The organism is Kumtagia ephedrae, assembly GCF_003012745.1.
Lineage (GTDB): Bacteria > Pseudomonadota > Alphaproteobacteria > Rhizobiales > Rhizobiaceae > Kumtagia > Kumtagia ephedrae.
Genome location: NZ_PXYK01000019.1, coordinates 1 through 21,946 on the forward strand (window position 1 = coordinate 1; position 21,946 = coordinate 21,946).

General features: G+C 64.7%; 22 protein-coding genes and 2 pseudogenes. 9 read left to right on the forward strand and 15 right to left on the reverse strand.

Annotation, left to right across the window (positions count from 1 at the left end; all coding sequences use genetic code 11):
• Positions 1 to 223: pseudogene (locus C7I84_RS18825) on the forward strand (IS4 family transposase); the annotation flags it as partial.
• 146 nt (positions 224 to 369) lie between these two features.
• Positions 370 to 1,368 carry an ABC transporter ATP-binding protein gene (locus C7I84_RS18830; protein WP_106773763.1) on the forward strand — a complete coding sequence of 333 codons (999 nt, stop codon included), beginning with the start codon at positions 370 to 372 and terminating at the stop codon, positions 1,366 to 1,368.
• A 32-nt stretch (positions 1,369 to 1,400) separates the two neighbouring features.
• Here C7I84_RS18830 and C7I84_RS18835 read toward each other — a convergent pair whose 3' ends face one another.
• Both C7I84_RS18835 and C7I84_RS18840 read right to left on the reverse strand, forming a co-directional pair.
• Complete coding sequence (locus C7I84_RS18835; RefSeq protein ID WP_106773764.1) at positions 1,401 to 1,805, reverse strand: type II toxin-antitoxin system HicB family antitoxin; 405 nt, start codon at positions 1,803 to 1,805, stop codon at positions 1,401 to 1,403.
• A gap of 21 nt (positions 1,806 to 1,826) precedes the next feature.
• Positions 1,827 to 2,033, reverse strand: a complete 207-nt coding sequence (locus C7I84_RS18840) for a type II toxin-antitoxin system HicA family toxin (RefSeq protein ID WP_106773765.1) — start codon at positions 2,031 to 2,033, stop codon at positions 1,827 to 1,829.
• A 107-nt stretch (positions 2,034 to 2,140) separates the two neighbouring features.
• On the opposite strand from C7I84_RS18840, the gene C7I84_RS18845 reads away from it, so the two are divergent.
• The 5 genes from C7I84_RS18845 (at position 2,141) to C7I84_RS18865 (ending at position 9,206) form a co-directional block, all read left to right on the forward strand.
• Entirely contained in the window at positions 2,141 to 3,112 is a 972-nt protein-coding gene (locus C7I84_RS18845) for an ABC transporter permease (RefSeq protein WP_106773766.1), read from the forward strand.
• Between the two features lie 191 nt (positions 3,113 to 3,303).
• Complete coding sequence (locus C7I84_RS18850; protein WP_106773767.1) at positions 3,304 to 4,119, forward strand: ABC transporter permease; 816 nt, start codon at positions 3,304 to 3,306, stop codon at positions 4,117 to 4,119.
• Between the two features lie 129 nt (positions 4,120 to 4,248).
• On the forward strand, positions 4,249 to 5,676 hold the full coding sequence (locus tag C7I84_RS18855; RefSeq protein ID WP_106773768.1) for a gamma-aminobutyraldehyde dehydrogenase: 1,428 nt from the start codon (positions 4,249 to 4,251) through the stop codon (positions 5,674 to 5,676).
• A gap of 592 nt (positions 5,677 to 6,268) precedes the next feature.
• Positions 6,269 to 8,227: a calcium-binding protein gene (locus C7I84_RS18860; RefSeq protein ID WP_106773769.1), complete on the forward strand. Its 1,959-nt coding sequence runs from the start codon at positions 6,269 to 6,271 to the stop codon at positions 8,225 to 8,227.
• 127 nt (positions 8,228 to 8,354) lie between these two features.
• The gene (locus C7I84_RS18865; RefSeq protein WP_106773770.1) at positions 8,355 to 9,206 is read left to right on the forward strand and encodes a sugar phosphate isomerase/epimerase family protein; all 852 of its coding nucleotides are present in this window, start codon (positions 8,355 to 8,357) and stop codon (positions 9,204 to 9,206) included.
• Between the two features lie 78 nt (positions 9,207 to 9,284).
• Here C7I84_RS18865 and C7I84_RS18870 read toward each other — a convergent pair whose 3' ends face one another.
• From C7I84_RS18870 to C7I84_RS18895, 8 genes and pseudogenes are all read right to left on the reverse strand, one after another.
• Positions 9,285 to 9,581 carry a formate dehydrogenase subunit delta gene (locus C7I84_RS18870; protein ID WP_106773771.1) on the reverse strand — a complete coding sequence of 99 codons (297 nt, stop codon included), beginning with the start codon at positions 9,579 to 9,581 and terminating at the stop codon, positions 9,285 to 9,287.
• Positions 9,571 to 10,380: a formate dehydrogenase accessory sulfurtransferase FdhD gene (fdhD, locus tag C7I84_RS30635; protein WP_245428503.1), complete on the reverse strand. Its 810-nt coding sequence runs from the start codon at positions 10,378 to 10,380 to the stop codon at positions 9,571 to 9,573. The genes C7I84_RS18870 and fdhD overlap by 11 nt, the downstream gene beginning before the upstream one ends.
• Before the next feature lie 264 nt (positions 10,381 to 10,644).
• A pseudogene (locus C7I84_RS30640) lies at positions 10,645 to 10,941 on the reverse strand (endonuclease domain-containing protein); the annotation flags it as partial.
• A gap of 134 nt (positions 10,942 to 11,075) precedes the next feature.
• On the reverse strand, positions 11,076 to 13,955 hold the full coding sequence (gene fdhF / locus C7I84_RS18880) for a formate dehydrogenase subunit alpha (protein ID WP_106773773.1): 2,880 nt from the start codon (positions 13,953 to 13,955) through the stop codon (positions 11,076 to 11,078).
• A 281-nt stretch (positions 13,956 to 14,236) separates the two neighbouring features.
• The gene (locus tag C7I84_RS29740; RefSeq protein WP_133170118.1) at positions 14,237 to 14,476 is read right to left on the reverse strand and encodes a hypothetical protein; all 240 of its coding nucleotides are present in this window, start codon (positions 14,474 to 14,476) and stop codon (positions 14,237 to 14,239) included.
• Positions 14,473 to 16,029: a formate dehydrogenase beta subunit gene (locus C7I84_RS18885; protein ID WP_106773774.1), complete on the reverse strand. Its 1,557-nt coding sequence runs from the start codon at positions 16,027 to 16,029 to the stop codon at positions 14,473 to 14,475. The genes C7I84_RS29740 and C7I84_RS18885 overlap by 4 nt, the downstream gene beginning before the upstream one ends.
• A 130-nt stretch (positions 16,030 to 16,159) precedes the next feature.
• Positions 16,160 to 16,645: a formate dehydrogenase subunit gamma gene (locus C7I84_RS18890; RefSeq protein ID WP_207771038.1), complete on the reverse strand. Its 486-nt coding sequence runs from the start codon at positions 16,643 to 16,645 to the stop codon at positions 16,160 to 16,162.
• Positions 16,646 to 16,919: 274 nt separating this feature from the next.
• On the reverse strand, positions 16,920 to 17,162 hold the full coding sequence (locus C7I84_RS18895; protein ID WP_106773776.1) for a hypothetical protein: 243 nt from the start codon (positions 17,160 to 17,162) through the stop codon (positions 16,920 to 16,922).
• A gap of 264 nt (positions 17,163 to 17,426) precedes the next feature.
• Between C7I84_RS18895 and C7I84_RS18900 the strand changes: the two genes are divergently transcribed.
• Positions 17,427 to 17,720, forward strand: a complete 294-nt coding sequence (locus C7I84_RS18900; RefSeq protein WP_133170119.1) for a hypothetical protein — start codon at positions 17,427 to 17,429, stop codon at positions 17,718 to 17,720.
• A gap of 23 nt (positions 17,721 to 17,743) precedes the next feature.
• Here the strand turns inward: C7I84_RS18900 and C7I84_RS18905 are convergent, their stop codons facing one another.
• From C7I84_RS18905 to C7I84_RS18920, 5 genes are all read right to left on the reverse strand, one after another.
• On the reverse strand, positions 17,744 to 18,643 hold the full coding sequence (locus tag C7I84_RS18905) for a LysR family transcriptional regulator (RefSeq protein WP_106773778.1): 900 nt from the start codon (positions 18,641 to 18,643) through the stop codon (positions 17,744 to 17,746).
• Between the two features lie 236 nt (positions 18,644 to 18,879).
• On the reverse strand, positions 18,880 to 19,188 hold the full coding sequence (locus C7I84_RS30645; protein ID WP_245428498.1) for a nucleotide-binding protein: 309 nt from the start codon (positions 19,186 to 19,188) through the stop codon (positions 18,880 to 18,882).
• Between the two features lie 119 nt (positions 19,189 to 19,307).
• Positions 19,308 to 19,535, reverse strand: a complete 228-nt coding sequence (locus C7I84_RS29745) for a hypothetical protein (RefSeq protein WP_133170120.1) — start codon at positions 19,533 to 19,535, stop codon at positions 19,308 to 19,310.
• 94 nt (positions 19,536 to 19,629) lie between these two features.
• The gene (locus C7I84_RS18915; protein ID WP_106773779.1) at positions 19,630 to 20,115 is read right to left on the reverse strand and encodes a VOC family protein; all 486 of its coding nucleotides are present in this window, start codon (positions 20,113 to 20,115) and stop codon (positions 19,630 to 19,632) included.
• An 18-nt stretch (positions 20,116 to 20,133) separates the two neighbouring features.
• A complete protein-coding gene (locus tag C7I84_RS18920) occupies positions 20,134 to 20,550 on the reverse strand; it encodes a VOC family protein (RefSeq protein ID WP_106773780.1) in 417 nt (138 codons plus the stop codon).
• Between the two features lie 204 nt (positions 20,551 to 20,754).
• Here C7I84_RS18920 and C7I84_RS18925 point away from each other — a divergent pair, with 204 nt between their 5' ends.
• Positions 20,755 to 21,930, forward strand: coding sequence for an Mrp/NBP35 family ATP-binding protein (locus C7I84_RS18925; protein ID WP_106773781.1), 1,176 nt, complete (start codon positions 20,755 to 20,757; stop codon positions 21,928 to 21,930).
• The last annotated feature ends 16 nt before the right edge of the window (positions 21,931 to 21,946 follow it).

The following is a 21,946-nucleotide window of genomic DNA, read 5'->3' on the forward strand; positions in this document are numbered from 1 at the left end:
CATCCGCCTGCAGCTCTTCGCCGCCATGATCGCCTATGCGCTGCTGCGCATTGCCGCCAACGCCAACCGCATCGCCATGCCGATCCTGCGCTTCACCGATCTCGTCGCACAATGCCTGTTCGAGCGCAGCCACATCGCCGCCATCGAACGCCCGCCGCCCGTCAATCCGAGCCATAGAAGACCCCGATGCTCGCCAAACCAGATGGCTTTCCACTATGCATGACTTTCCCCGGACAGCCCGGGGGAGAGGAGCTGCAGCCGCCATGCCGGCGCTTCTCCAGCTTGGGTTCCTCTCCCCCGGGGAGGGAGAAGTGGCCCGAAGGGCCGGTGAAGGGGTGCTTTTTATCTGATCGAGCCCATAGCGGTCCCATGACCCCAGCCGTTTCCCTTGAAAAAGTCTCCCGCCATTTCGGCAGCGTGCGCGCCGTCGACGCGGTCGACCTCGACATCGCGCCGGGCGAATTTTTCGCCATGCTCGGCCCCTCCGGCTCGGGCAAGACCACCTGCCTCCGGCTGATCGCCGGCTTCGAGCAGCCGACGAGCGGGGCGATAAAGATCTTCGGCGAGCGCGCGGACGGCGTGCCGCCCTACCGGCGCAACGTCAATACCGTCTTCCAGGATTATGCGCTGTTCCCGCACCTCAACGTGATCGACAACGTCGCCTACGGGCTGATGGTGAAAGGCATCGGCAAGGCGGAGCGCCACAAGGCGGCGGAGGAAGCGCTGTCGCTGGTGCGCCTGCCCGGCTACGGCGCACGAAAACCCAGCCAGCTCTCCGGCGGCCAGCGCCAGCGCGTGGCGCTGGCCCGCGCTTTGGTCAACCGCCCGAAGGTGCTGCTGCTCGACGAGCCGCTCGGCGCGCTCGACCTGAAGCTGCGCGAGAACATGCAGGAGGAACTGAAGACGCTGCAGCAGGCGCTCGGCATCACCTTCGTGTTCGTCACCCATGACCAGGGCGAGGCGCTGTCGATGGCCGACCGGGTCGCCGTCTTCAACGACGGCAGGATCATGCAGATCGGCACGCCGCAGGATATCTACCAAAAGCCCCGCTCGCGTTTCGTCGCCGATTTCGTCGGCTCCTCCAACGTGCTGCCGCCGGATTTCGTCCAGCGCTGGTCGGGCCAGCATCGCTGGGGCAGCCTGCGGCCGGAGGCGATCCGCGTCCTGCGCGGCAATAATGGCGACGGCGTGCCGGCGCGAGTCACGGCGATGAACTATCTGGGCTCGGCAACACGGCTGGCGCTGGATGCGGACGGGCTGCGCCTGCACGCGACGGTTCCGGCCGGCACGGCGCTGCCGGAGGCCGGTGACGCGGTGATGCTCACCTTCAACCGCGAGCAGCTGCATCTGATGGAGGAGGGCGCGTGATGGACCGGCTCCTGCCCGGCGCGCCGGCTCACTCAGGCGGCGTCCTTCAAACGCCTCCGTACCGCCTCGGCGAGAAAAGCCGAGCGCGATTGTCCGGCCGCGGAGGCTGCGCGATCGACCGCCTCAAGCAGGGTCTCGTCCATCGAAATGTTGAGCCGGACCGCGCGTCCGGGCGGATCGAACGGCACAAGCGCCAGGATCGCTCCGGCAGAATCATCGCTGAAACTGTTATCGGCGCGCAGTTCGGACAGATTTCTTGCGATCGGGAGCGGATCGCCGTCTTCGATCATTCCCGCGACATGGAAGGCGAGTGCTTCCGCACCCTTGCGAAGTACCTCTTCTTCCGTCCTGCCGGTAGAGACGCAGCCGGGGAAATCGGGGAAGGAGATACCGAACACTCCATCTTCCTCATGGATCAGCGCATAGGCGAGAGGCATCGCCAAATCTCCTCTTCGTTCTCACCATTGCCAGCCGGCCTGCCTGTAGATCGAGCGCAGCGTGCCCGTCGGAATCGGATCGGCCCCCATGTCGAGCGTGACTTTGCCGGGTCTCGCTGGATGAACGTACTGGACGTGGGCGCCCGGGCCGTGCCGCTTGATCGTCCATCCCTCCTTGCGGAGCCGCGCTGCGATTTCTCGCGGGGTCCGATTGCGCCTGCCCGCCATGGGAATCCGCCATTTTTCTATACACAAAGATACACAAGTGCGGATATCGGTTCAAGGGCGGGGGCAGTTGCTTGCAATTCTGCCGCTTCTTGTGGCGAGGCAGTCAGATGAGCCTGGACGCCGCGCTTCCCGCCGCCCAGCCCGCCTCCGCAATCCTGCCGCGCCGCGGCGGCACGGCTGGCGCGCTGTCGGACGTGCTGTGGCGCAATCCGCGCTCCCTGCTCATGCTGATGCTCGCCCCGCCGCTGCTGTGGCTCGGCATCGTCTATCTCGGCTCGCTGTTCGCGTTGCTCCTGCAGAGCTTCTTTTCGATCGACGAGTTCTCCGGGATGATCGACCGGCAGTTCACGCTGAAGACCTATGGCGAGCTGCTGCTGCCGTCCAATCTCGACATCATCCTGCGCACCGTCACCATGGCGGCGCTGGTGACGCTGGCTTCGGCCGTCATCGCCTTCCCGATCGCCTATTATGCGGCCCGCTACGCCCGCGGCACATGGAAGGCGCTGTTCTATCTGGGCATCATGCTGCCGCTGTGGTCGAGCTATCTGGTCAAGGTCTACGCCTGGAAGCTGATCCTGGCCAAAGAGGGTATCCTCAACTGGCTGTTCACCAAGCTGCATCTGACCTGGCTGCTCGACGCCTGGCTGGCGCTGCCGACCGTCGGCGGCAACTCGCTGTCGGTCAGCGCCACCGGCACCTTCATCGTCTTCGTCTATGTCTGGCTGCCCTTCATGATCCTGCCGGTGCAGGCGGCGCTGGAGCGGGTGCCCGTCAGCCTCACCGAGGCGTCCTCCGACCTCGGCGCATCGCCGGGCCAGACCTTCCGCAACGTCATCTTCCCGCTGGCGCTGCCGGGCATCGTCGCCGGCTCGATCTTCACCTTCTCGCTCACGCTGGGCGACTACATCATCCCACAGATCATCGGCACGTCGCGGCTGTTCATCGGCCAGGCCGTCTACGCGCACCAAGGCACCGCCGGCAACATCCCGCTCGCCGCCGCCTTCACCGTGGTGCCCGTGGTCATCATGGGGTTCTATCTCTGGGGCGCCAAGCGTTTGGGGGCCTTCGATGCGCTGTGAGACGCTTTGCGCGCTGCCAACCCCCACCCCTAACCCCTCCCCTCAAGGGGGAGGGGGACAAGATTGCATTTCCGCCAGACGCCGCTCTTCGACGGTTTTGCATTGCATAGCGGCCGCAAAGTCCCCCTCCCCCTTGAGGGGAGGGGTTAGGGGTGGGGGCAATCTTGGTCGAATAGCGCAAGGAAATCCCCATGCGCTCTGACCGCTCGTCCCCCGCCCCTCTTGCCCTGAAGATCGCCGCGGCGGCGGGGCTCTTGTTCCTGCACCTGCCGATCCTGCTGATCTTCGTCTATGCCTTCACCACCGAGGAGAAAAGCTACCAGTGGCCGCCGCCGGGCTTCACAACGCAGTGGTTCGCCGTCACCTGGAGCCGGCCGGACGTCTGGCAGGCGCTGTGGCTGTCGGTGAAGGTCGCCGCCATCTCCACGGCCATCGCCATCATCCTCGGCACGCTCTGCGCCGCCGCCGTCAGCCGCACCAAATTCTTCGGCCGCGAGGCGATCTCGCTGCTGGTCATCCTGCCGATCGCGCTGCCCGGCATCATCACCGGTATCTCGCTGCGCTCGGCCTTCAGCCTGATGGAGATACCCTTCTCCACCTGGACCATCGTGCTCGGCCACGCCACCTTCTGCGTGGTGGTGGTCTACAACAACGCCGTGGCCCGCTTCCGCCGCACCTCCGGATCGATGATCGAGGCGTCGATGGATCTCGGCGCCGACGGCTTCCAGACTTTTCGGTACGTAGTCCTGCCCAACATAGGGACGGCGCTGCTCGCCGGCGGCATGCTCGCCTTCGCGCTCAGCTTCGACGAGGTGATCGTGACGACCTTCACCGCCGGCCAGCAGCAGACGCTGCCGATCTGGATGCTGGAGGAACTGGTGCGTCCGCGCCAGCGGCCGGTCACCAATGTGGTGGCCATGGTCGTGGTGCTGGTGACGGCGCTGCCCATCCTGCTTGCCTACTACCTCACCCGTGACGGCGATCAGGTCGCGGGGGCGGGGAAATGAAAGAGAGCGAATAGCGAATAGGGAGTAGCGAATAGGAAGATCGCGGGTCGGCAGCGGGCGCCTTAGCTGGAGAGACCGCTATTCGCTATTCCCTATTCGCTATTCGCTCAGCAAAAGGGAGAAAAAACCATGCTGACCGACATGCTGATCGGAGCACGCTTCGAAAAGGGCACCGAGACCGAGGAAGCCATCCTCAACCCGCGCACCGGCGAGACGGTGCTCAACCTGCCGGAAGCCAGCCAGGCGCAGATCGACGCGGCGGTGGCCGCCGCGGAGAAAGCCTTTGCGACCTGGTCGCGGACCACGCCCGGGCAGCGTTCTGGTTACCTCCTGAAGATCGCGGAACGCATCGAGGCCGAGGCGGAAGAATTCGCAAAACTCGAGGCGCTGAACTGCGGCAAGCCGATCAATGCGGTACTCAACGACGAGATCCCGGCGATCGTCGACTGCTACCGCTTCTTCGCCGGCGCGGTGCGCACCATGCCGGGCGTTGTGGCCGGCGAATATCTGCCGGGCTTCACCTCGATGGTGCGGCGCGACCCGATCGGCATCGTCGCCTCGATCGCGCCCTGGAACTACCCGCTGATGATGATGGCCTGGAAGCTGGCGCCGGCTATCGGCGGCGGCAACACGGTGGTGTTCAAACCCTCCGAGCAGACGCCGCTGACGGCGCTGAAGCTGGCGACAATCCTTGCCGACGTGCTGCCGGAAGGCGTTGTCAACGTCGTGCTCGGCCGCGGCGAGAGCGTCGGCAACGCACTGATCAACCATCCGAAAATCAACATGATCTCGATCACCGGCGACGTCGCCACCGGCAAGAAGGTGCTGCAGGCCGCCGCCAAGTCGGTCAAGCGCACGCATCTGGAGCTCGGCGGCAAGGCCCCGGTCATCGTCTTCGACGACGCCGACCTCGACGCGGTCGTGGGTGGCCTGCGCGCCTTCGGCTACTACAATGCCGGGCAGGACTGCACCGCCGCCTGCCGCATCTATGCCGGCGGAAAAATCTACGAAAAACTGGTCGCCGACCTTTCCTCCGCCGTTTCGACGATCCGCTACAACCAGTCCGACGATACCGAGAACGAGATCGGCCCGCTGATCTCCAGGCGCCAGCGCGACCGCGTCGCCTCCTTCGTCGAACGCGCCTCCGAACTCAAGCACATCGACATCACCACCGGCGGCAAGCCGGGCGAGGGCGGCGGCTTCTACTATCAGCCGACCGTGGTCGCCGGCGCGCTGCAGGAGGACGAGATCGTGCGCCGCGAGGTGTTCGGCCCTGTCGTCTCGGTCACCCGTTTCTCGGATGTCGACGAGGCGGTCGCCTGGGCCAACGACAGCGACTACGGCCTCGCCTCCTCGGTGTGGACGAAGGACGTGTCGCGCGCCATGGCGACGGCGGCCAGGCTGCAATATGGCTGCACCTGGATCAACACCCACTTCATGCTGACCAACGAGATGCCGCATGGCGGCGTGAAGCAGTCCGGCTACGGCAAGGACATGTCGCTCTACGCGCTCGAGGACTACACCGCCGTGCGCCACGTCATGGTCGCGCACGGATGAGAACCTGAACGGCAAGGCAGCCGCCCGCATCCGCGCTCGCGCGGCGGCTGCCCGCCGGATTTCCGGTGCAGTCCACCACGTTGCCGGCGCCCCTGCGGCCGCCCCTTTGTATCCTCCCTTGTTGCCGTCCGTCCTGCCTGCCGACATCGTGCCGTCGCAACGCCGCGCGAGGATGCCGCCCTGCTGCGTCGAAGCGGCCCTTTCCGGTGCCTTGATGACGCCAAGGAGGTGAGGATGTATGGCGGTGCAACGGGCTGACATCTTTGCGGTGAAGTTCAGGTGACTTGCTCGTTGTAGGTTTTTAAGCAATAAGTAGATCGCTTAGAAGTACGTGGGCCTCATTGAGGCAGTTCATCCGGCCTAAGCTCCAACGCCGCGACCGTGGTCTGCGGAAGAGAGCTTTGCTATTTTCTGGATGACGACCATGATCGCAAAATATCATTGGCTGTATTCTTCTTTCTGCATATCGCGGATCCGTGAGGGGTTCCTGCACTGATCTTGGCGGCGGCCGCCCTCCCGCGGCTGTCATTGGGCGGAGCACGATTGCTTCGCGTCGGGGGGAATGCAGCGCGCAAAAGGTGAGGACTGAGAGATGCCCGTTTATACTGGAAATGAAAGTGCCAACACGATCACCGGTTCAGGTATCGGCGACTACATCTATGGTCATGGCGCCGCGGACAATCTGAGCGGCGGCGACGGCGACGACGTCATCTATGGCGGCTATGGAAACAGCACCACCGAGAACAGCGACGACACGCTGAGCGGCGGCGACGGCAACGACTATCTCTATGGCGAGGCGGGAAACGATACCATCGCCGGGGGCGACGGCGATGACAATCTGCAGGGCGGGGACGGAAACGATACGCTGAACGGCGGTGTCGGGGCGGACTACATCTACACCGGCATAGGAACGGACAGTGTTGTAGGCGGCAGCGGCGATGACCGCATCTATGCTCTTGTCGGCAAGAAGACCATCAACGGCGGCACCGGCTTCGACTATCTCGATGTCGATCTGACGACGAACATTACCGATCGGGTCTTCGTGCTGAACGGCACCAGCAGCGACGGCACCAAGACGAGCAGCATCGAGCAGCTCTACTACCGGGGCGGCAGCGGCGATGACGATGTCACGGCCGGCTCCGGAGACGACACCTTGCTCGGAAACGAAGGCAACGACTTCCTCAAGGGCAATGACGGCAACGACAACCTTCAGGGTCACCTCGGCGACGACAAGCTCTACGGCGGGGGGAGCAACGATTATCTCTACGGCGGAGCGGGTGCCGACACGGCGCTCGGCGGCGATGGAAACGATTCGATCCACGGCGGGTTCGGCAACTCGACCGTCGAGACCAGCAACGACAGCCTCTACGGCGGCGAAGGCAACGACTATGTCTATGGCGAGGAGGGCAACGACCGGGTCGACGGCGGAGGCGGCGACGACGTGCTTTATGGCGAATCCGGCAACGACAACATGACCGGCGGCACCGGCAATGACTACGTCTACGGCGACATCGGGACCGACATACTCGACGGCGGCGTCGGCGACGACCGCATCTATGGGACTCTTGGCAAGAAGACCATCATCGGTGGCGATGGGTACGATTATCTCGACCTCGATCGCAGTGGCACCTCGACGGCCCAGAAGTTCTATCTGAACGGTGCGGCCGGAAGTGACGGCTCGACGTCGACCGGTATCGAGCAGATGATTTATCGTGCCGGCGCTGGCGCCGACACGATCGCTGGCAGCGATGGCCAGGACACCATCTACGGCAATGCCGGCAACGACTATCTCCTGGGCTATGAAGGGAGCGACTCTCTCTATGGTGAGGTTGGTGTCGACAAGCTGAACGGCGGCGAAGGCAACGACTATCTCTATGGCGGCGTCGAAGCCGACACGATCTATGGCGGCGAAGGCCACGACTCGCTCCACGGCGGCCTCGGCAATTCGACCGTCGAGTTCAGCAACGACACGCTTCACGGCGGTGCCGGCAACGATTATCTCTATGGCGAGGAAGGTGACGACACCCTCAATGGCGACAGCGGCAATGACGTCGTCTACGGCGAATCCGGCAAGGACCTGATGACCGGCGGCGGCGGCAGCGATTATCTCGACGGCGGCACGGAGAACGACAATTTGGCCGGCAACGCCGGCAACGACACGCTGCTGGGAGGGGATGGCGACGATATCCTGAGCGGCGGCGCTGGCAACGACGCGCTGACCGGCGGGAGCGGCGCCGACCGGTATTACTTCAACTCGGTTCTGCACAATGAAGCCAATGTCGACACCGTCAACGGCTTCGTAGTGAACGAGGACGAGATACGCCTCAGCGACGCCATCTTCACGGCGCTGGCGCCCGGCGCCCTGTCGGCGGCGGCATTCCGCGCCAACACTACCGGCGCGGCCGAAGATGCCAGCGACCGCATCATTTACGAGACGGACACCGGCAGGCTGCTCTACGACGCCGACGGAACCGGCGGAACGGCAGCCATCCAGTTCGCGACGCTGGCAACCGGGCTGGCTCTGACCAACAACGACTTCCTGGTCTACTAGACCGGACGCGGCCGGCGCATCGCGCCGGCCGCGCCTTGCCGGCACTCGCCCCCTCGGCTTGGCAACTCCATCTGGTCCTACCAGATTTTTCGCGCTAGGGTCCCACCGAGACCGGAGGGGGGAGCGCATGAAGATCGGGTTCTGCATGTTCCTGTGGACGACCAACGTCACGGGAAAGCACGAGAAATTGCTGAGGGACATCAAGGCGACCGGCTATGACGGGGTGGAGATCCCGATCTTCGAGGGGACGCCGGACGACTACAGACGGTTGGGCGATCTGCTCGACCGCATCGGGCTGGAGCGCACCGCCGTCTCGGCCATGGGCGACCCGGCGATGAACCTGATCGGCAACGCCGGCGAGCGCAAGGCCGGCGTCGCCTACATGAAATGGGCGATCGATTGCGCCGCCGCCCTCGGCGTCGACAGGCTTTCCGGGCCGCTGCATTCCACCCTCGGCCGCTTTTCCGGCACCGGCCCGACCGCGACCGAAAAGAAGCGCTCCGTCTCCTCGCAGCGCGCCATCGGCGACCATGCCGCCGGGAAAGGCGTCATCATCGGGCTGGAGGCGCTCAACCGCTTCGAGTGCTATCTGGTGAACACGATGGACGATCTTTGCGCCCATCTCGACGAGATCGATCATCCCAACGTCAAGGCGATGTACGACACGTTCCACTGCAACATCGAGGAGCAGGACCCGATCGGCGCCTTCACCAGAAGTTTTCGCCACATCGTCCACGTCCACATCTCCGAGAACGACCGCGGCGTGCCGGGGCGCGGCAACATCCCCTGGAAGAAGACCTTTTCGGCGATCCGGGAGAGCGGCTACGACGACTGGCTCACCATCGAATCCTTCGGTCGCGGCCTGAAGGATCTGGCCGCCGCGACAAAAGTCTGGCGCGACTTCGCCGAGAGCCCGGAAGCCGTCTACCGGGAGGGTTTCAAGCACATCAAGGATCATTGGAAGAGGGCGGGGCGGTAGCACCTACCGGACGGTTCCAAATCGGAACTGTAGACGTTTTTTGCGATTGCCCTGCGCCTGCAACGGTGTGAAGGCGGCTCAACCGCTCACGTCGGCATTGGCCTCGGCCTCGTGCTCCGCCGTCAGCGGCGCGCTGGGCCGGCGGATTTGCTGAGCGGCCTCCAGCACGATCGGCTTCAGACCTTCGCCGCCGGCGTCGACCACCTCGAAGAAATGCCGCCGCATGCGCGGCTCCCAGAATTTGTTGATGTGCTCGGCGACGCCATGCACGCCCTCGTCGTGCTTCTTCGATTCGAAGAAGGTGCCTATCTGGTTGGCCATGCGCACGATCTTGGCGATGCCGGAGGCGGCCGGGTTTTCTTCGTCATGCGACATTCTTGGCGGCTCCGTCGGTCACGCGGTCTGGATGGGTGAAGATGTCGAACTCGTCGCCGCGCACCAGCGCGACCAGCGTCATCCCGGCCCCTTCCGCCGTGCGGATGGCGAGCGCGGTGGGCGCGGAAACGGCGATGATGAATGAGGCGCCGACGGCGGCCGTCTTCTGCACCATCTCGACCGAGACGCGCGAGGTGACGACCACCGCGCCGGACGCGCCGTCGACGCCCGCCCTGGCGAGCGCCCCGGCCAGCTTGTCCAGCGCATTGTGGCGGCCGACGTCCTCGCGCGCGGCGACGACGCCTTTTCCCGGCACATAGAAGCCGGCGGCGTGCACCGCTCCGGTTTCGGCATGCAGCGGCTGGTGCTTTGACAGCAGTTTTACCGAGCGGACGATGTCGGAAGGTGAGAGCGTAAGCGTCGACTGACCGACGTCATCGACCAAGCGCATCGCCTCCTCGATCGATTCGATGCCGCACAGCCCGCAGCCGACCGGCCCGGCAAGCCGACGTCGGCGCGCCTGGAAGCGGGTGTTGGCGGTGTCCTTCAGCTTGATCTGGATGTCGATACCGGCGCCGAGGTCTTCCACCTCGATGGATTCGATCTCCTCCGGCGAGGATATGATGCCTTCCGTCAGCGAGAAGCCCAGCGCGAAATCCTCGAAATCCGCGGGCGAGCCCATCATCACGGCGTGCGTGGTGCCGGCGTAACTCAGCGCGATCGGCGTTTCCTCGGGCACCATGCGCGCAGCCGCCGATGTGCCGGCGGCACGGCGGGCGATGCGGGTTGTGGAGGTGATGGGAGGGCGCCGACCTTCCCCTCCCCCTTGCGGGGAGGGTGGCTCGCGAAGCGAGCCGGGTGGGGTAGTTGCGGCAGTGCTCGGCCTGTCGGCGGTGCCTTCTGAGATTACCCCCTCTGTCGGCTTCGCCGACATCTCCCCCGCAAGGGGGGAGAGGAGCTTGCGCGAACTTCCCCCTCCCCCTTGCGGGGAGGGGCCGGCCAAAGGCCGGGGGTGGGGTAGTCCCGGCAGTGCGCCGGCCTTGCTCTTCACGTCCTGTGCGACATGCCACGCCCGGTCGAGCGCATCGGAGGCGTCGTAGCGCAGCACGAGAAACCCTGATTCTTTCAAATACGCGTCGCGATTGGCATCGTGACGCTTGCCCTTGCCGGTTTCATGATGGTCGCCGTCAACCTCCACGACGACTTTCGGGTCGAAGCAGACAAAGTCGGCGACATAGGACCCGATTGGCGCTTGCCGACGGAACTTGAGGCCTTCGGGCCTGAGATCGCGCAGTTCGTACCAGAGCAAAGTCTCCCCCTTGGTCGCGAACCTGCGCTGCGTCGTCGCCGTCGTGCGCATTTCCGGGGTCACAAGTGTACGGGGCACGATCAAACTCCTCGCAAAGGTGAAGTCGGCGCACTGCCGAGGCTACCCCACCCGGCTCGCTTCGCGAGCCACCCTCCCCGCAAGGGGGAGGGAAAAGCCGGCGTCCCCTACTCCGCCGCCTCGAGCCTTCCCTCGATCCGGCGCGAGCGGCGGGAAAGCTCGTCATAGTCCTGCTGCCAGGTGCTGGGGCCGTTGGAGGGCGACACCTGCACCGCCGTCACCTTGTATTCCGGGCAGTTGGTGGCCCAGTCGGAGAAGTCGGTGGTGATGACGTTGGCCTGCGTGTCCGGGTGATGGAACGTCGTGTAGACCACGCCCGGCGCGACGCGCTCGGTGATGAGCGCCCGCAGCGTCGTCTCGCCGGCGCGACTTGCCAGCCGCACCCAGTCGCCGTCGCGGATGCCGCGCTGCTCGGCGTCGTGCGGGTGGATCTCCAGCCGGTCCTCCGAATGCCACAGGACATTGTCGGTGCGCCGCGTCTGCGCGCCCACATTGTACTGCGACAGGATGCGGCCGGTCGTCAGCAGCAGCGGGAAACGTGGCCCGGTCTTCTCGTCGGTCGCCACATATTCGGTGCGGATGAATTTTCCCTTGCCGCGCACGAAGCCGCCGATATGCATGATCGGCGTGCCGTCCGGCGCCTTCTCGTTGCAGGGCCACTGCACCGAGCCCTTTTCGTCGAGCAGGCCGTAGGAGACATAGGCGAAGGACGGCGTCGTCCGGGCGATCTCGTCCATGATCTCCGACGGATGCGTATAGTTCCAGCTCAGGCCCATCGCCTGGGCGAGGATCTGCGTGACCTCCCAGTCGGCATAGCCGTTCTTCGGCGCCATCACCTTGCGCACGCGGTTGATCCGGCGCTCGGCGTTGGTGAAGGTGCCGTCCTTCTCCAGGAAGGTGGAGCCGGGCAGGAAGACGTGGGCGTAGTTGGCCGTCTCGTTGAGGAACAGGTCCTGCACGACGACGCATTCCATGGCGGCCAGGCCAGCCGACACATGTTTTGTGTCGGGGTCGGACTGCAGAATATCCTCGCCCTGGATGTAGATGCCCTTAAACGTGCCCTCGACGGCGGCGTCGAGCATGTTGGGGATGCGCAGGCCCGGCTCGTTGTCGATCTTTACGCCCCACAGGCTCTCGTAGATGTCGCGGACAGCGTCGCCCGACACGTGCCGGTAGCCCGGCAGCTCGTGCGGGAACGAGCCCATGTCGCAGGAACCCTGCACGTTGTTCTGGCCGCGCAGCGGGTTCACGCCGACGCCGCGCCGGCCGATATTGCCGGTGGCCATGGCGAGGTTGGCGATGGCGATGACGGTCGTCGAGCCCTGGCTGTGCTCGGTGACGCCGAGGCCGTAATAGATCGCACCGTTGCCGCCGGTGGCGTAGAGGCGCGCCGCACCCCGGATGAGCTCGGCCGGCACGCCGGAGAGCTTTTCGACCTCTTCCGGGCTGTTGCGCTCTTCCGCGACGAAGGCGGCCCAGTCCTCGAACTCCGACCAGTCGCAGCGCTCGCGGATGAATTTTTCGTCGAACAGGCCTTCCGTCACGATGACATGCGCCAGCGACGTGACCACGGCGACATTGGTGCCGGGCTTCAGCGGCAGGTGGTAGTCGGCCTTGGCATGCACCGAATCCACGGTCTCGGTGATGCGCGGATCGAGCACGATCAGCTTCGCGCCCTGGCGGATGCGCTTCTTCATGCGCGAAGCGAAGACGGGGTGCGCGGCCGACGGATTGGCGCCGATCACCACGATCACGTCCGACTCCTCGACGGAGTCGAAGTCCTGGGTGCCGGCAGAGGTGCCGTAGGTCTGGCCCAGCCCATAGCCGGTCGGCGAATGGCAGACCCGGGCGCAGGTGTCGACATTGTTGTTGCCGAAACCCTGGCGGATCAGCTTCTGGACGAGATAGGTCTCCTCGTTGGTGCAGCGCGACGAGGTGATGCCGCCGATGGCGCCGCGCCCGTACTGGTACTGGATGCGCCGGAACTCCTTCGCCGTATGGGCCAGCGCCTCTTCCCAGCTCACCTCGCGCCACGGATCCGAGATTTTTTCGCGGATCATCGGGTTGAGGATGCGCTCCTTGTGTGTGGCGTAACCATAGGCGAAGCGGCCCTTGACGCAGCTATGGCCGCGATTGGCCTTGCCGTCCTTCCACGGCACCATGCGCACCAGCTCGTCGCCGCGCATTTCCGCCTTGAACGAGCAGCCGACGCCGCAATAGGCGCAGGTGGTGACCACCGAATGCTCCGGCTGGCCGATCTTGATGACGGACTTCTCCGTCAGCGTGGCAGTCGGGCAGGCCTGCACGCAGGCGCCGCAGGACACACATTCCGACTCCAGGAAGGGCTGGTGCATGCCCGGCGAGACGCGGCTTTCGAAGCCACGGCCCTCGATGGTCAGCGCGAAAGTGCCCTGCACCTCCTCGCAGGCGCGCACGCAGCGCGAGCAGACGATGCATTTGGACGGGTCGTAGGTGAAATACGGGTTCGACTCGTCCTGCGGCATCCAGCGGAAGTTTTCAGCGCCGTCTTGTCTCTTGAAGACGTGGTTGTCGCCCTCATAGCCGTAGCGCACGTCGCGCAGGCCGACGACGCCGGCCTGGGTCTGCAATTCGCAATCGCCATTGGCCGCGCAGGTCAGGCAGTCGAGCGGATGGTCGGAGATGTAGAGCTCCATCACGCCCTTACGGATGGTCTTGAGCCGCTCGGTCTGCGTCTTCACCACCATGCCGGGCATGACCGGCGTGGTGCAGGAGGACGGCGTGCCGGCGCGGCCCTCGATCTCCACAAGGCAGAGCCGGCAGGAGCCGAAGGCGTCGACCATGTCGGTGGCGCACAGCTTCGGAATGGCGATGCCCGCCTCCATCGAGGCGCGCATGATCGAGGTGCCCTCGGGAACCGTGACGGTGAAGCCGTCGACGGTGAGCGTGATCTGCTTCTCCGCCTTCGAGGCGGGCGTGCCGTAGTCGATTTCCTGGATGAGACCCATGGTGAGGCTCCTAATGCGAAAACATAGGGCGCGAAGGCGGTGCGGCCAAGCGCTGCGTCCCCCTCCCCCTCGAGGGGAGGGTGGCCGCGAAGCGGCCGGGTGGGGTACGTGCGGCAGTGCTCGACGTTCCGGCGGTGCCTTCTGAGGTTACCCCCTCTGTCGCCTTTGGCGACATCTCCCCCGCGAAGGGGGAGAGGATGTCGGCGCGCGTCGTCATTCCGCCGCCTCTGTCTGACGATCGACGGGAGTCGATTTCTGACTGAAACCCATGGCGATTCTTCCTACAAATGACGACCGTCGGCGTCTTTGCGCCTGATGTCCACATCTCCGGCCAGTGCCAAATCTACGGCTGCATTCCAATCGGACCACGAGGCAGGATCAGCCGTCGATCCATCTGGTACAACAGACAACTCACCCAACATGATTGCGTACTCATCAACGGCGGGCATCCGCATCCAACGTTGTTGAATAAACGCGAACATTGCTGCGTAAGCCTCTTCCCGCGACAGTTCCTTGGTCACTCCGCTGCCTCCCTTACCGGATGCGGCTTGAAATCCTCCGGAAAATGCGTGATCGCGCTCATCACCGGATAGGGCGTGAAGCCGCCGAGCGCGCAGAGCGATCCGAACTTCATCGTGTTGCAGAGGTCGGTGACCAGCTCGAGGTTCTTCTTCGGCTGCACGCCGGAAGCGATCTTGTCGATGGTCTCCACCCCGCGCGTCGAGCCGATGCGGCAGGGCGTGCATTTTCCGCAAGACTCGATGGCGCAGAATTCCATGGCGAAGCGCGCCATCTTCAACATGTCGGCGCTGTCGTCGAACACCGTGATGCCGGCATGGCCGATCAGCCCGTCCTTGGCGGCAAAAGCCTCGTAGTCGAACGGCGTGTCGAACAGCGTGCGCGGAAAATAGGCGCCGAGCGGGCCGCCCACCTGCACCGCCTTGACCGGCCGGCCGGTGGCCGTCCCGCCGCCGACGTCGTCGACGATCTCACCGAGCGTCATGCCGAACGCCGCCTCGAACAGCCCGCCATGCTTGACGTTGCCGGCGATCTGGATCGGGATCGTGCCGCGCGAGCGGCCCATGCCGAAGTTCTTGTAGTGCTCTGCCCCCTTGTCGAGGATGACCGGCACGGACGCCAGCGAGATGACGTTGTTGATGACCGTCGGCTTGCCGAACAGGCCCTGGATGGCCGGCAGCGGCGGCTTTGCCCGCACCACGCCGCGCTTGCCTTCGAGGCTGTTGAGTAGCGAGGTCTCCTCGCCGCAGACATAGGCGCCGGCGCCGACGCGGATTTCGATGTCGAAAGCATTGGGCGAGCCCAGCACGGTGGCGCCGAGCACGCCGCCCTGCCGGGCGATGTCGACGGCGCGCCGCATCTTGTCCACGGCATGCGGATATTCGGAGCGGATATAGACGAAGCCTTTCGTGGCGCCGGTGGCGATGCCGGCGATCGCCATGCCTTCGATGAGCACGAAGGGGTCGCCCTCCATGATCATGCGGTCGGCGAAGGTGGCGCTGTCGCCCTCGTCGGCATTGCAGACGATGTATTTGCGCTCGGCGACCGCGTTCAGCACCGTGTTCCACTTGATGCCGGTCGGAAACCCGGCGCCGCCGCGCCCGCGCAGGCCGGAGTCGGTGACGGTCTTGACGATGTCGGTCGGCGCCATCGCCACCGCCTTCTCCAAGCCGGCAAGGCCGCCATGCTTGCGGTAGTCGTCGAGCGACAGCGGGTCGATGATGCCGCAGCGCGCGAAGGTGAGGCGAGTCTGTTTGGCGAGGAACGGGATCTTGTGGGTCGGCCCCAGCGCCAGCTTGTGTTCGCCACCGGCGAGGAAATTTGCGTCGAACAGAGCCGGCACGTCCTTCGGCGACACCGGACCGTAGGCGACGCGGCTCTCCGCCGTCTCAACCTCGACCATGGGCTCAAGGAAATAGGCGCCCCGCGAGCCGTTGCGCACGATCTTCGCCTCGACGCCGCGCGCGGCAAGTTCGGCTTGAACCGCTTTCGCGACCTTCTCGGCGCCAAGCGCCAGCGCGCCGGAATCGTCGGGGATGTAGATGACGGGGGTCATGGGCGGAGGTCCAATGCTTGGGCACCCCCACCCCTTACCCCTCCCCTCAAGGGGGAGGGGTATTCTGCAGCGCTTACGTCCCCCTCCCCCTTGAGGGGAGGGGTAAGGGGTGGGGGTACGATCAAAAACCTCACGACCGCACCTCCGCGACGATCTCGTCCAGCTTGTCGGCGTCGAGCCGGCCGATCACCTCGCCGTCGAGCATGGCCGACGGGGCGCAGGCGCAGAGCCCGAGGCAGTAGACCGGGTCCAGCGTCACCGAGCCGTCGGCGGCCGTCTCATGAAAGCCGATGCCGAGAAGCTGCTGAATGCGCGCCGCGATCGCGTCCGAGCCCATCGACTGGCATGCCTCGGCGCGGCAGATCTTCAGCACATGCCGGCCGGCCGGCGCGCGCCGGTAGTCGTGATAGAAGGTGACGACGCCGTGCGCCTCCGCCTTGGAGATGTTGAGCGCCTCGGCGATCACCGGCAGGGATTCGTTGGGCACAAAACCGAATTCTTCCTGGATGCCGTGCAGGATCGGCAGCAGCGGACCCTCCAGCCCGCTTAAGTCCGCAATGACCGCCGCCGTCCTGGCGACGACGTCCTCCGGAGCCTGGGTACTTGCTGGCTGCATCATGATGCAGCGCCCTCCCTGATCGGCATTTCACGTCAAGACGACGTTAAGCCCTTAAGAAATCAGACGAAACACGCGGAATCAATAAAGCGGTCTCGTTGTACGATAGGGATTTTCTATCAACGCCGTCTTGAACGTCTCTACGCCGGAACACCGCGGCAAGGGTGCCTGCAAGCGTCATTGCCTTGTTCATCCGCGAATGGAAGCCGCCGGCTTGCGGTTCGGAGTGAAGGGGGAGTGTCGCGGTCCAGGCCGGCCCGCGGGGCTGTTCAACTCAGCCGGTCTCGTCGGCCTTGCCGTCGCCGTTCCCCTTGCGCGCGACCACACCGAAATCCCGGGACTTTGTCCGGGGTTGCGCCGTGACGAAGCCCTCGGCGGCGAGCCCCCGCCGCAGCAGTTCACGGACCGCCGCGGCGCGGCTGGGCATACGCTTTTCGAAGCGCCAGTTTTCGACAGCCTCGAGCTCTTCCGCGCTCAGCATGATTTGCAGCCGTTCGCCCCGCTCAAGATCGTTCACCGTCGCACCTCCGGACATGCAGAATGAGTAAGTGCCTATAATGAGTAACCGGCTGTTTGGTTGCATATGCAGCAGGCGCCTGAAATGCGGCAGTGGCGGCAAATGGGCCGATGAGGGAGAAATGCCCAGCGGATGTCTTTGGGGCCTTGTACTATTTGACTAACACATTGATTTAAAGAGTGAATTTCGACTTTTCTCTTGCGCGCGATGACTGCAGGCTATAGGATTTCCGAACTGGGTGGCCGACACTGGACATGTGGCGCTATGAAACCCGTTCTATCCGCAGAATTGAGATCGATCGTCCGCCACGCGGCGCATTCGGCCATCACAAGGTCCGGCATCATCAACATCCCGGTTCTTGCCGAAGAGATCAGGCGCCGCAATACGCGGGAAAACGCCGCGCTCGAGGACATCGAATATGAGTTGCTGCGGCTGGCGCAGCGGCTCAATGCGGCGATCGAGTTCGACCGCCGGGCAGCGGGCGTCGTGATGCCCACCGGGATCGGCGACGGCATGTCGACCTTGCCGATGGTTCCTGCCGCGCCGGCGCGGGACTGAGCACGACCGGATCCAGGCCGTTGTCAGCGCGCGGCGGCGAAATCGCCCGCCAGCGTCATCACCTCGCTTAGCAGCGCCGCCACCAGCGGCGTGTGCGGCTCACGCCTGGTCGCCACCAGGCCGACCAGATGGCTGGCGTCGGGCTCGACGATCGGGATCGCCCGGATCGGCTCGGAAAAACCGAAGGTCTCGGCGAGGTTGAGCGGCATGATCGACGACCACTTTCCGGTGCGGATGTGGGAGAACAGCACGATCATCGAATTGGATTCGAGCGTCGGCCGCGCCACGCCGCCGGCCTCGCCGACATGGTGGTCGATGATGCGGCGGTTCTGCATGTCGGGCGTGAGCAGGCAAAGCGGCAGGTTAGCGACCTCCGCCCACGTCACCTTCTGCCGGTCCGAATAAGGGTTTCCGGCGGCGGTGATCAGATGGTAGCGCTCGGAATAGAGCGGCACGCTGACGACGTTTCCGAGCGGCTCGTTGTCAAGATAGGTGATGCCGGCGTCGATGTCGAAATTGCCGAGCAGCGACAGCACCTCGATCGAGGTGCGCGACAGCACCGAGAAGCTGACGCCCGGATGCTTTTCCCGGAACGGCGTGGTCAGCCGCGGCACCATGGCGAGCGCGGTCGGGATTGCGGCGATGCGGATGCGGCCCGACAGGCCGTGGCGGGCGGCGCGCATCTCCTCGCGCATGGCGCGGGCGTCGCCGGCGATGCGGCGTGCCCACACCAGCACCTGCTCGCCCTCCGGCGTCAGCCCCTGGAAGCGCGAGCCGCGCTTGACCAGCATGACGCCGAGCTGGTCCTCCAGCTGCTTGATCGCAGCCGAAAGCGTCGGCTGGGTGATGCCGAGATCCTCGGCAGCCCTGCCGAAATGCTGCGCCTTGGCGAGCGCGATGAAGAATTCGAGCTTGTCGATCATGATGACATCATTTCAACATTGAGCCATACCCGCTTGCTTGTGGCGACAGCGGGCCTATAGCTCGACGGTCCAGGCCGTAACAATCGCCACAAAGTCTCCAAAGCTCATCTCGTCAACATGCAGATGTCGCGCAGCCAGGATTTCGGGTAGTTTCTCGCGGAATTGCTCGAACTCTCCGGCGATCCGCCGTCCTCCCGGAACAGTGGTGGAGCGGGACTGAATTCTCAGCCACGTCGCTACGGCCTCGATCGCACGCGCGGGTTCGCCGCCATGCGCCCTGATGTCCTGCCCGCGATGTCTGAGATGAAACGCTGATATCGATACTGTTCGACATCGAGAATCAGGACGCTTTTTCGCTTTTGCTCCTCGTTCCCATAGCGCCGCGCGCCGATGAAGAGACCAAGTTTCAGCGGCATGTTGAAGCGCGGCAAGGGAGGATTGCCGTCCGACTCAGTCCGCGAAAGATCGTGTATTCCGTAGCGGCACTGCTCGACTATGGCCTGAATTTTCGCGAAGCGATTCTCCGCGCCGTCGTCGGTCTCCATTGCGCATCTGGCCCGGAAGCCTGATCGGATGATCGCAAAGACCATCGCCTGGAAAACTGGTCGGAACTGCGCGTCGAAGGCACAGTTTATAAACACGTTTCGCGCGAACGATCGCGGCACTATTGTTGTGCGCTACGCTTCGGGCGGACGCCGCCATCCTGTTGAGCGGGCTCTTGCTCCGCAAGGCGTGCTCTGTCCTTCACGAAATCGATCGTCTTCTTGATTTCTCGATAGGTGAAGCTGCGGGGAGGAACCGCCGGCATCAAAATGACGACGCCGTCCGACGTCTTGCCTGCGGCCGCGTTCCTGACCCGCTTTGTTGTCTTTGGTGCTGCGGCCTTCGCCATGTACAAAATATGGATGAATGCGCCTTCGAGCGCAAGCAGTGCGGGGATATTCGTCCTGCGCCGGACCCCCGGTCACAGGACGAAATGAGACTCCTCACCCCCTCGCCGCCGCCTCCAGCACCGCCACGTCGAGCTTGACCATCTGCATCATCGCCGCGGTGACGCGCTTCGCTGCCTCACGGTCCGGACCGAACGTCAGGCGCGGCAGCACCTCGGGCACGATCTGCCAGGCGAAGCCATATCTGTCCTTCACCCAGCCGCACTGGACTTCCTTGCCGCCATCGGCGGCGAGCTTATCCCAATATTCGTCGACCTCCGCCTGGTCCTTGCAGAGAATCTGGAAAGAGACAGCGTCGTTCGGCTTGCCTTCCGGATGCACCCCGCCGTTGAGGCAGACGAAGGTCTGGCCCTCGATGGTGACCTCCGCGGTCAGCACCTGCCCCTCTGTGGTGTAGGGCTCGCCGCCGCCGGGCGCCTTGACGACCTTGCCGAGCTGGGTATTGCGGAACACCGACGCGTAATATCTGGCGGCTTCCTCGGCCTGGGTCTCGAACCACAGCCATGTCGTGATCTTGTTCATCGTCCTGCCTTCGCCTCGCTATTTCTGCCCGTCGGCGCAGTTGATCATCCAGGACGTGCCGTAGCGGTCCTTCACCATGCCGAATTTCTTGGCCCAGAAGGTCTGCTCCAGCGGCATGGTCACGGTGCCGCCGTCGGCGAAGGCGTTGAAGATGCGCTCGGCGCGTGCCTCGTCGCCGATCTGGATGGAGATCGACACGCCCTGCATCGTGGCGTCGCCGAACTCCGGCGGCGAGTCGGCGCCCATCAGCTCGGCCTCGCCGACCTTGAGGTAGGCGTTGATGATCTTGTCCTGCCAGTCCTTCGACACATGCTCGCCGGCCGGCGTGTCGCCATGGGCGATCATGTCGACGATCGTACCGTCGAGAACTTTTGCATAGAACTCGAACGCCTCGCGGCAGCGGCCGTCGAACGAGAGATAGGCTATGAAACGCATTGCGGTCCTCCATACAGGTTTCGGGCGCATCCTGCCGGGCGGGCAGCTTGCACTTGCAATGAAGACGGATGGACGGCGGCCGTTCCGACAGGGACGGGACAATTATTTCCGCTGCCACGCGAAACAGGCCTCCGGCTTGGTGTTCGGGCGAAACTGCATTATCTGGTGCCCAACAAGCAGCCAGAACAAGCAGAAGAACGAGCCATGTCCGTCACCCGCGAAGCCGTCATCGACAAGCTTAAGACCATCAAGGGTCCGGATTTCGAGAGTGATATCGTCTCGCTCGGCCTGGTCTCGGAGATTTTCATCGCCGACGCAAAAGTGTTCTTCTCGATCACCGTGCCGGCCGCCCGCGCCCAGGAACTGGAGCCGCTGCGCGCCGCCGCGGAGCGCGCGGTGAAGTCGATCCCGGGCGTCGCCGGCGCCGTGGTGGCGCTGACCGCGGAGAAGAAGGGCGGCGGCATGGAGCAGCCGGCCAGGCGTCCGCCGCCTCCCGCCCCCATGCAGCGCCCCGCCTCGCCAGCCAGACCGGCGCCGCCGCAGGCGCCGGCCTCGCACGCTTCGGGAAAGCGCGGTGTGCCGGGCATCGAGGCGATCATCGCCGTCGCCTCGGGCAAGGGCGGCGTCGGCAAGTCGACCACTGCCGTCAACCTGGCGCTCGGGCTGGCGGCCAACGGCCTGAAGGTCGGACTGCTCGACGCCGACATCTACGGCCCGTCGATCCCGCGCCTCATGAACGTCCATGGCCGGCCGCAGACGGTCGACGGCAAGGTACTGAAGCCGATGGAGAACTTTGGCCTGAAGCTGATGTCGATGGGCTTCCTCGTCGACGAGGAGACGCCGATGATCTGGCGCGGCCCGATGGTGATGTCGGCGCTGACGCAGATGCTGCGCGAGGTCGAATGGGGCAAGCTCGACGTGCTGGTGGTCGACATGCCGCCCGGCACCGGCGACGCGCAGCTCACCATGGCGCAGCAGGTGCCGCTGGCCGGCGCCGTCATCGTCTCGACGCCGCAGGATCTTGCCCTGATCGACGCGCGCAAGGGTTTGAACATGTTCAAGAAGGTCGACGTGCCGCTGCTCGGCATCGTCGAGAACATGAGCTATTTCCTCGCCCCCGACACCGGCAAGCGCTACGACATCTTCGGCCATGGCGGCGCCAGGAAGGAGGCGGAGCGCCTGGGCGTGGCCTTCCTCGGCGAGGTGCCGCTGGAGATGGTCATCCGCGAGACCTCCGACGCCGGCGCGCCGGTCGTCGCCTCCGATCCCGACGGCCCGCAGGCGAAGATCTATCGCGACATCGCCGCAAAAGTTCTGGAGCGTCTGAGGGAGGAGCAGGGCAGCTCGGCCGCCGCGACGCCGGCGATCGTGTTCGAGTGACAGAGGGTTGCGAAGC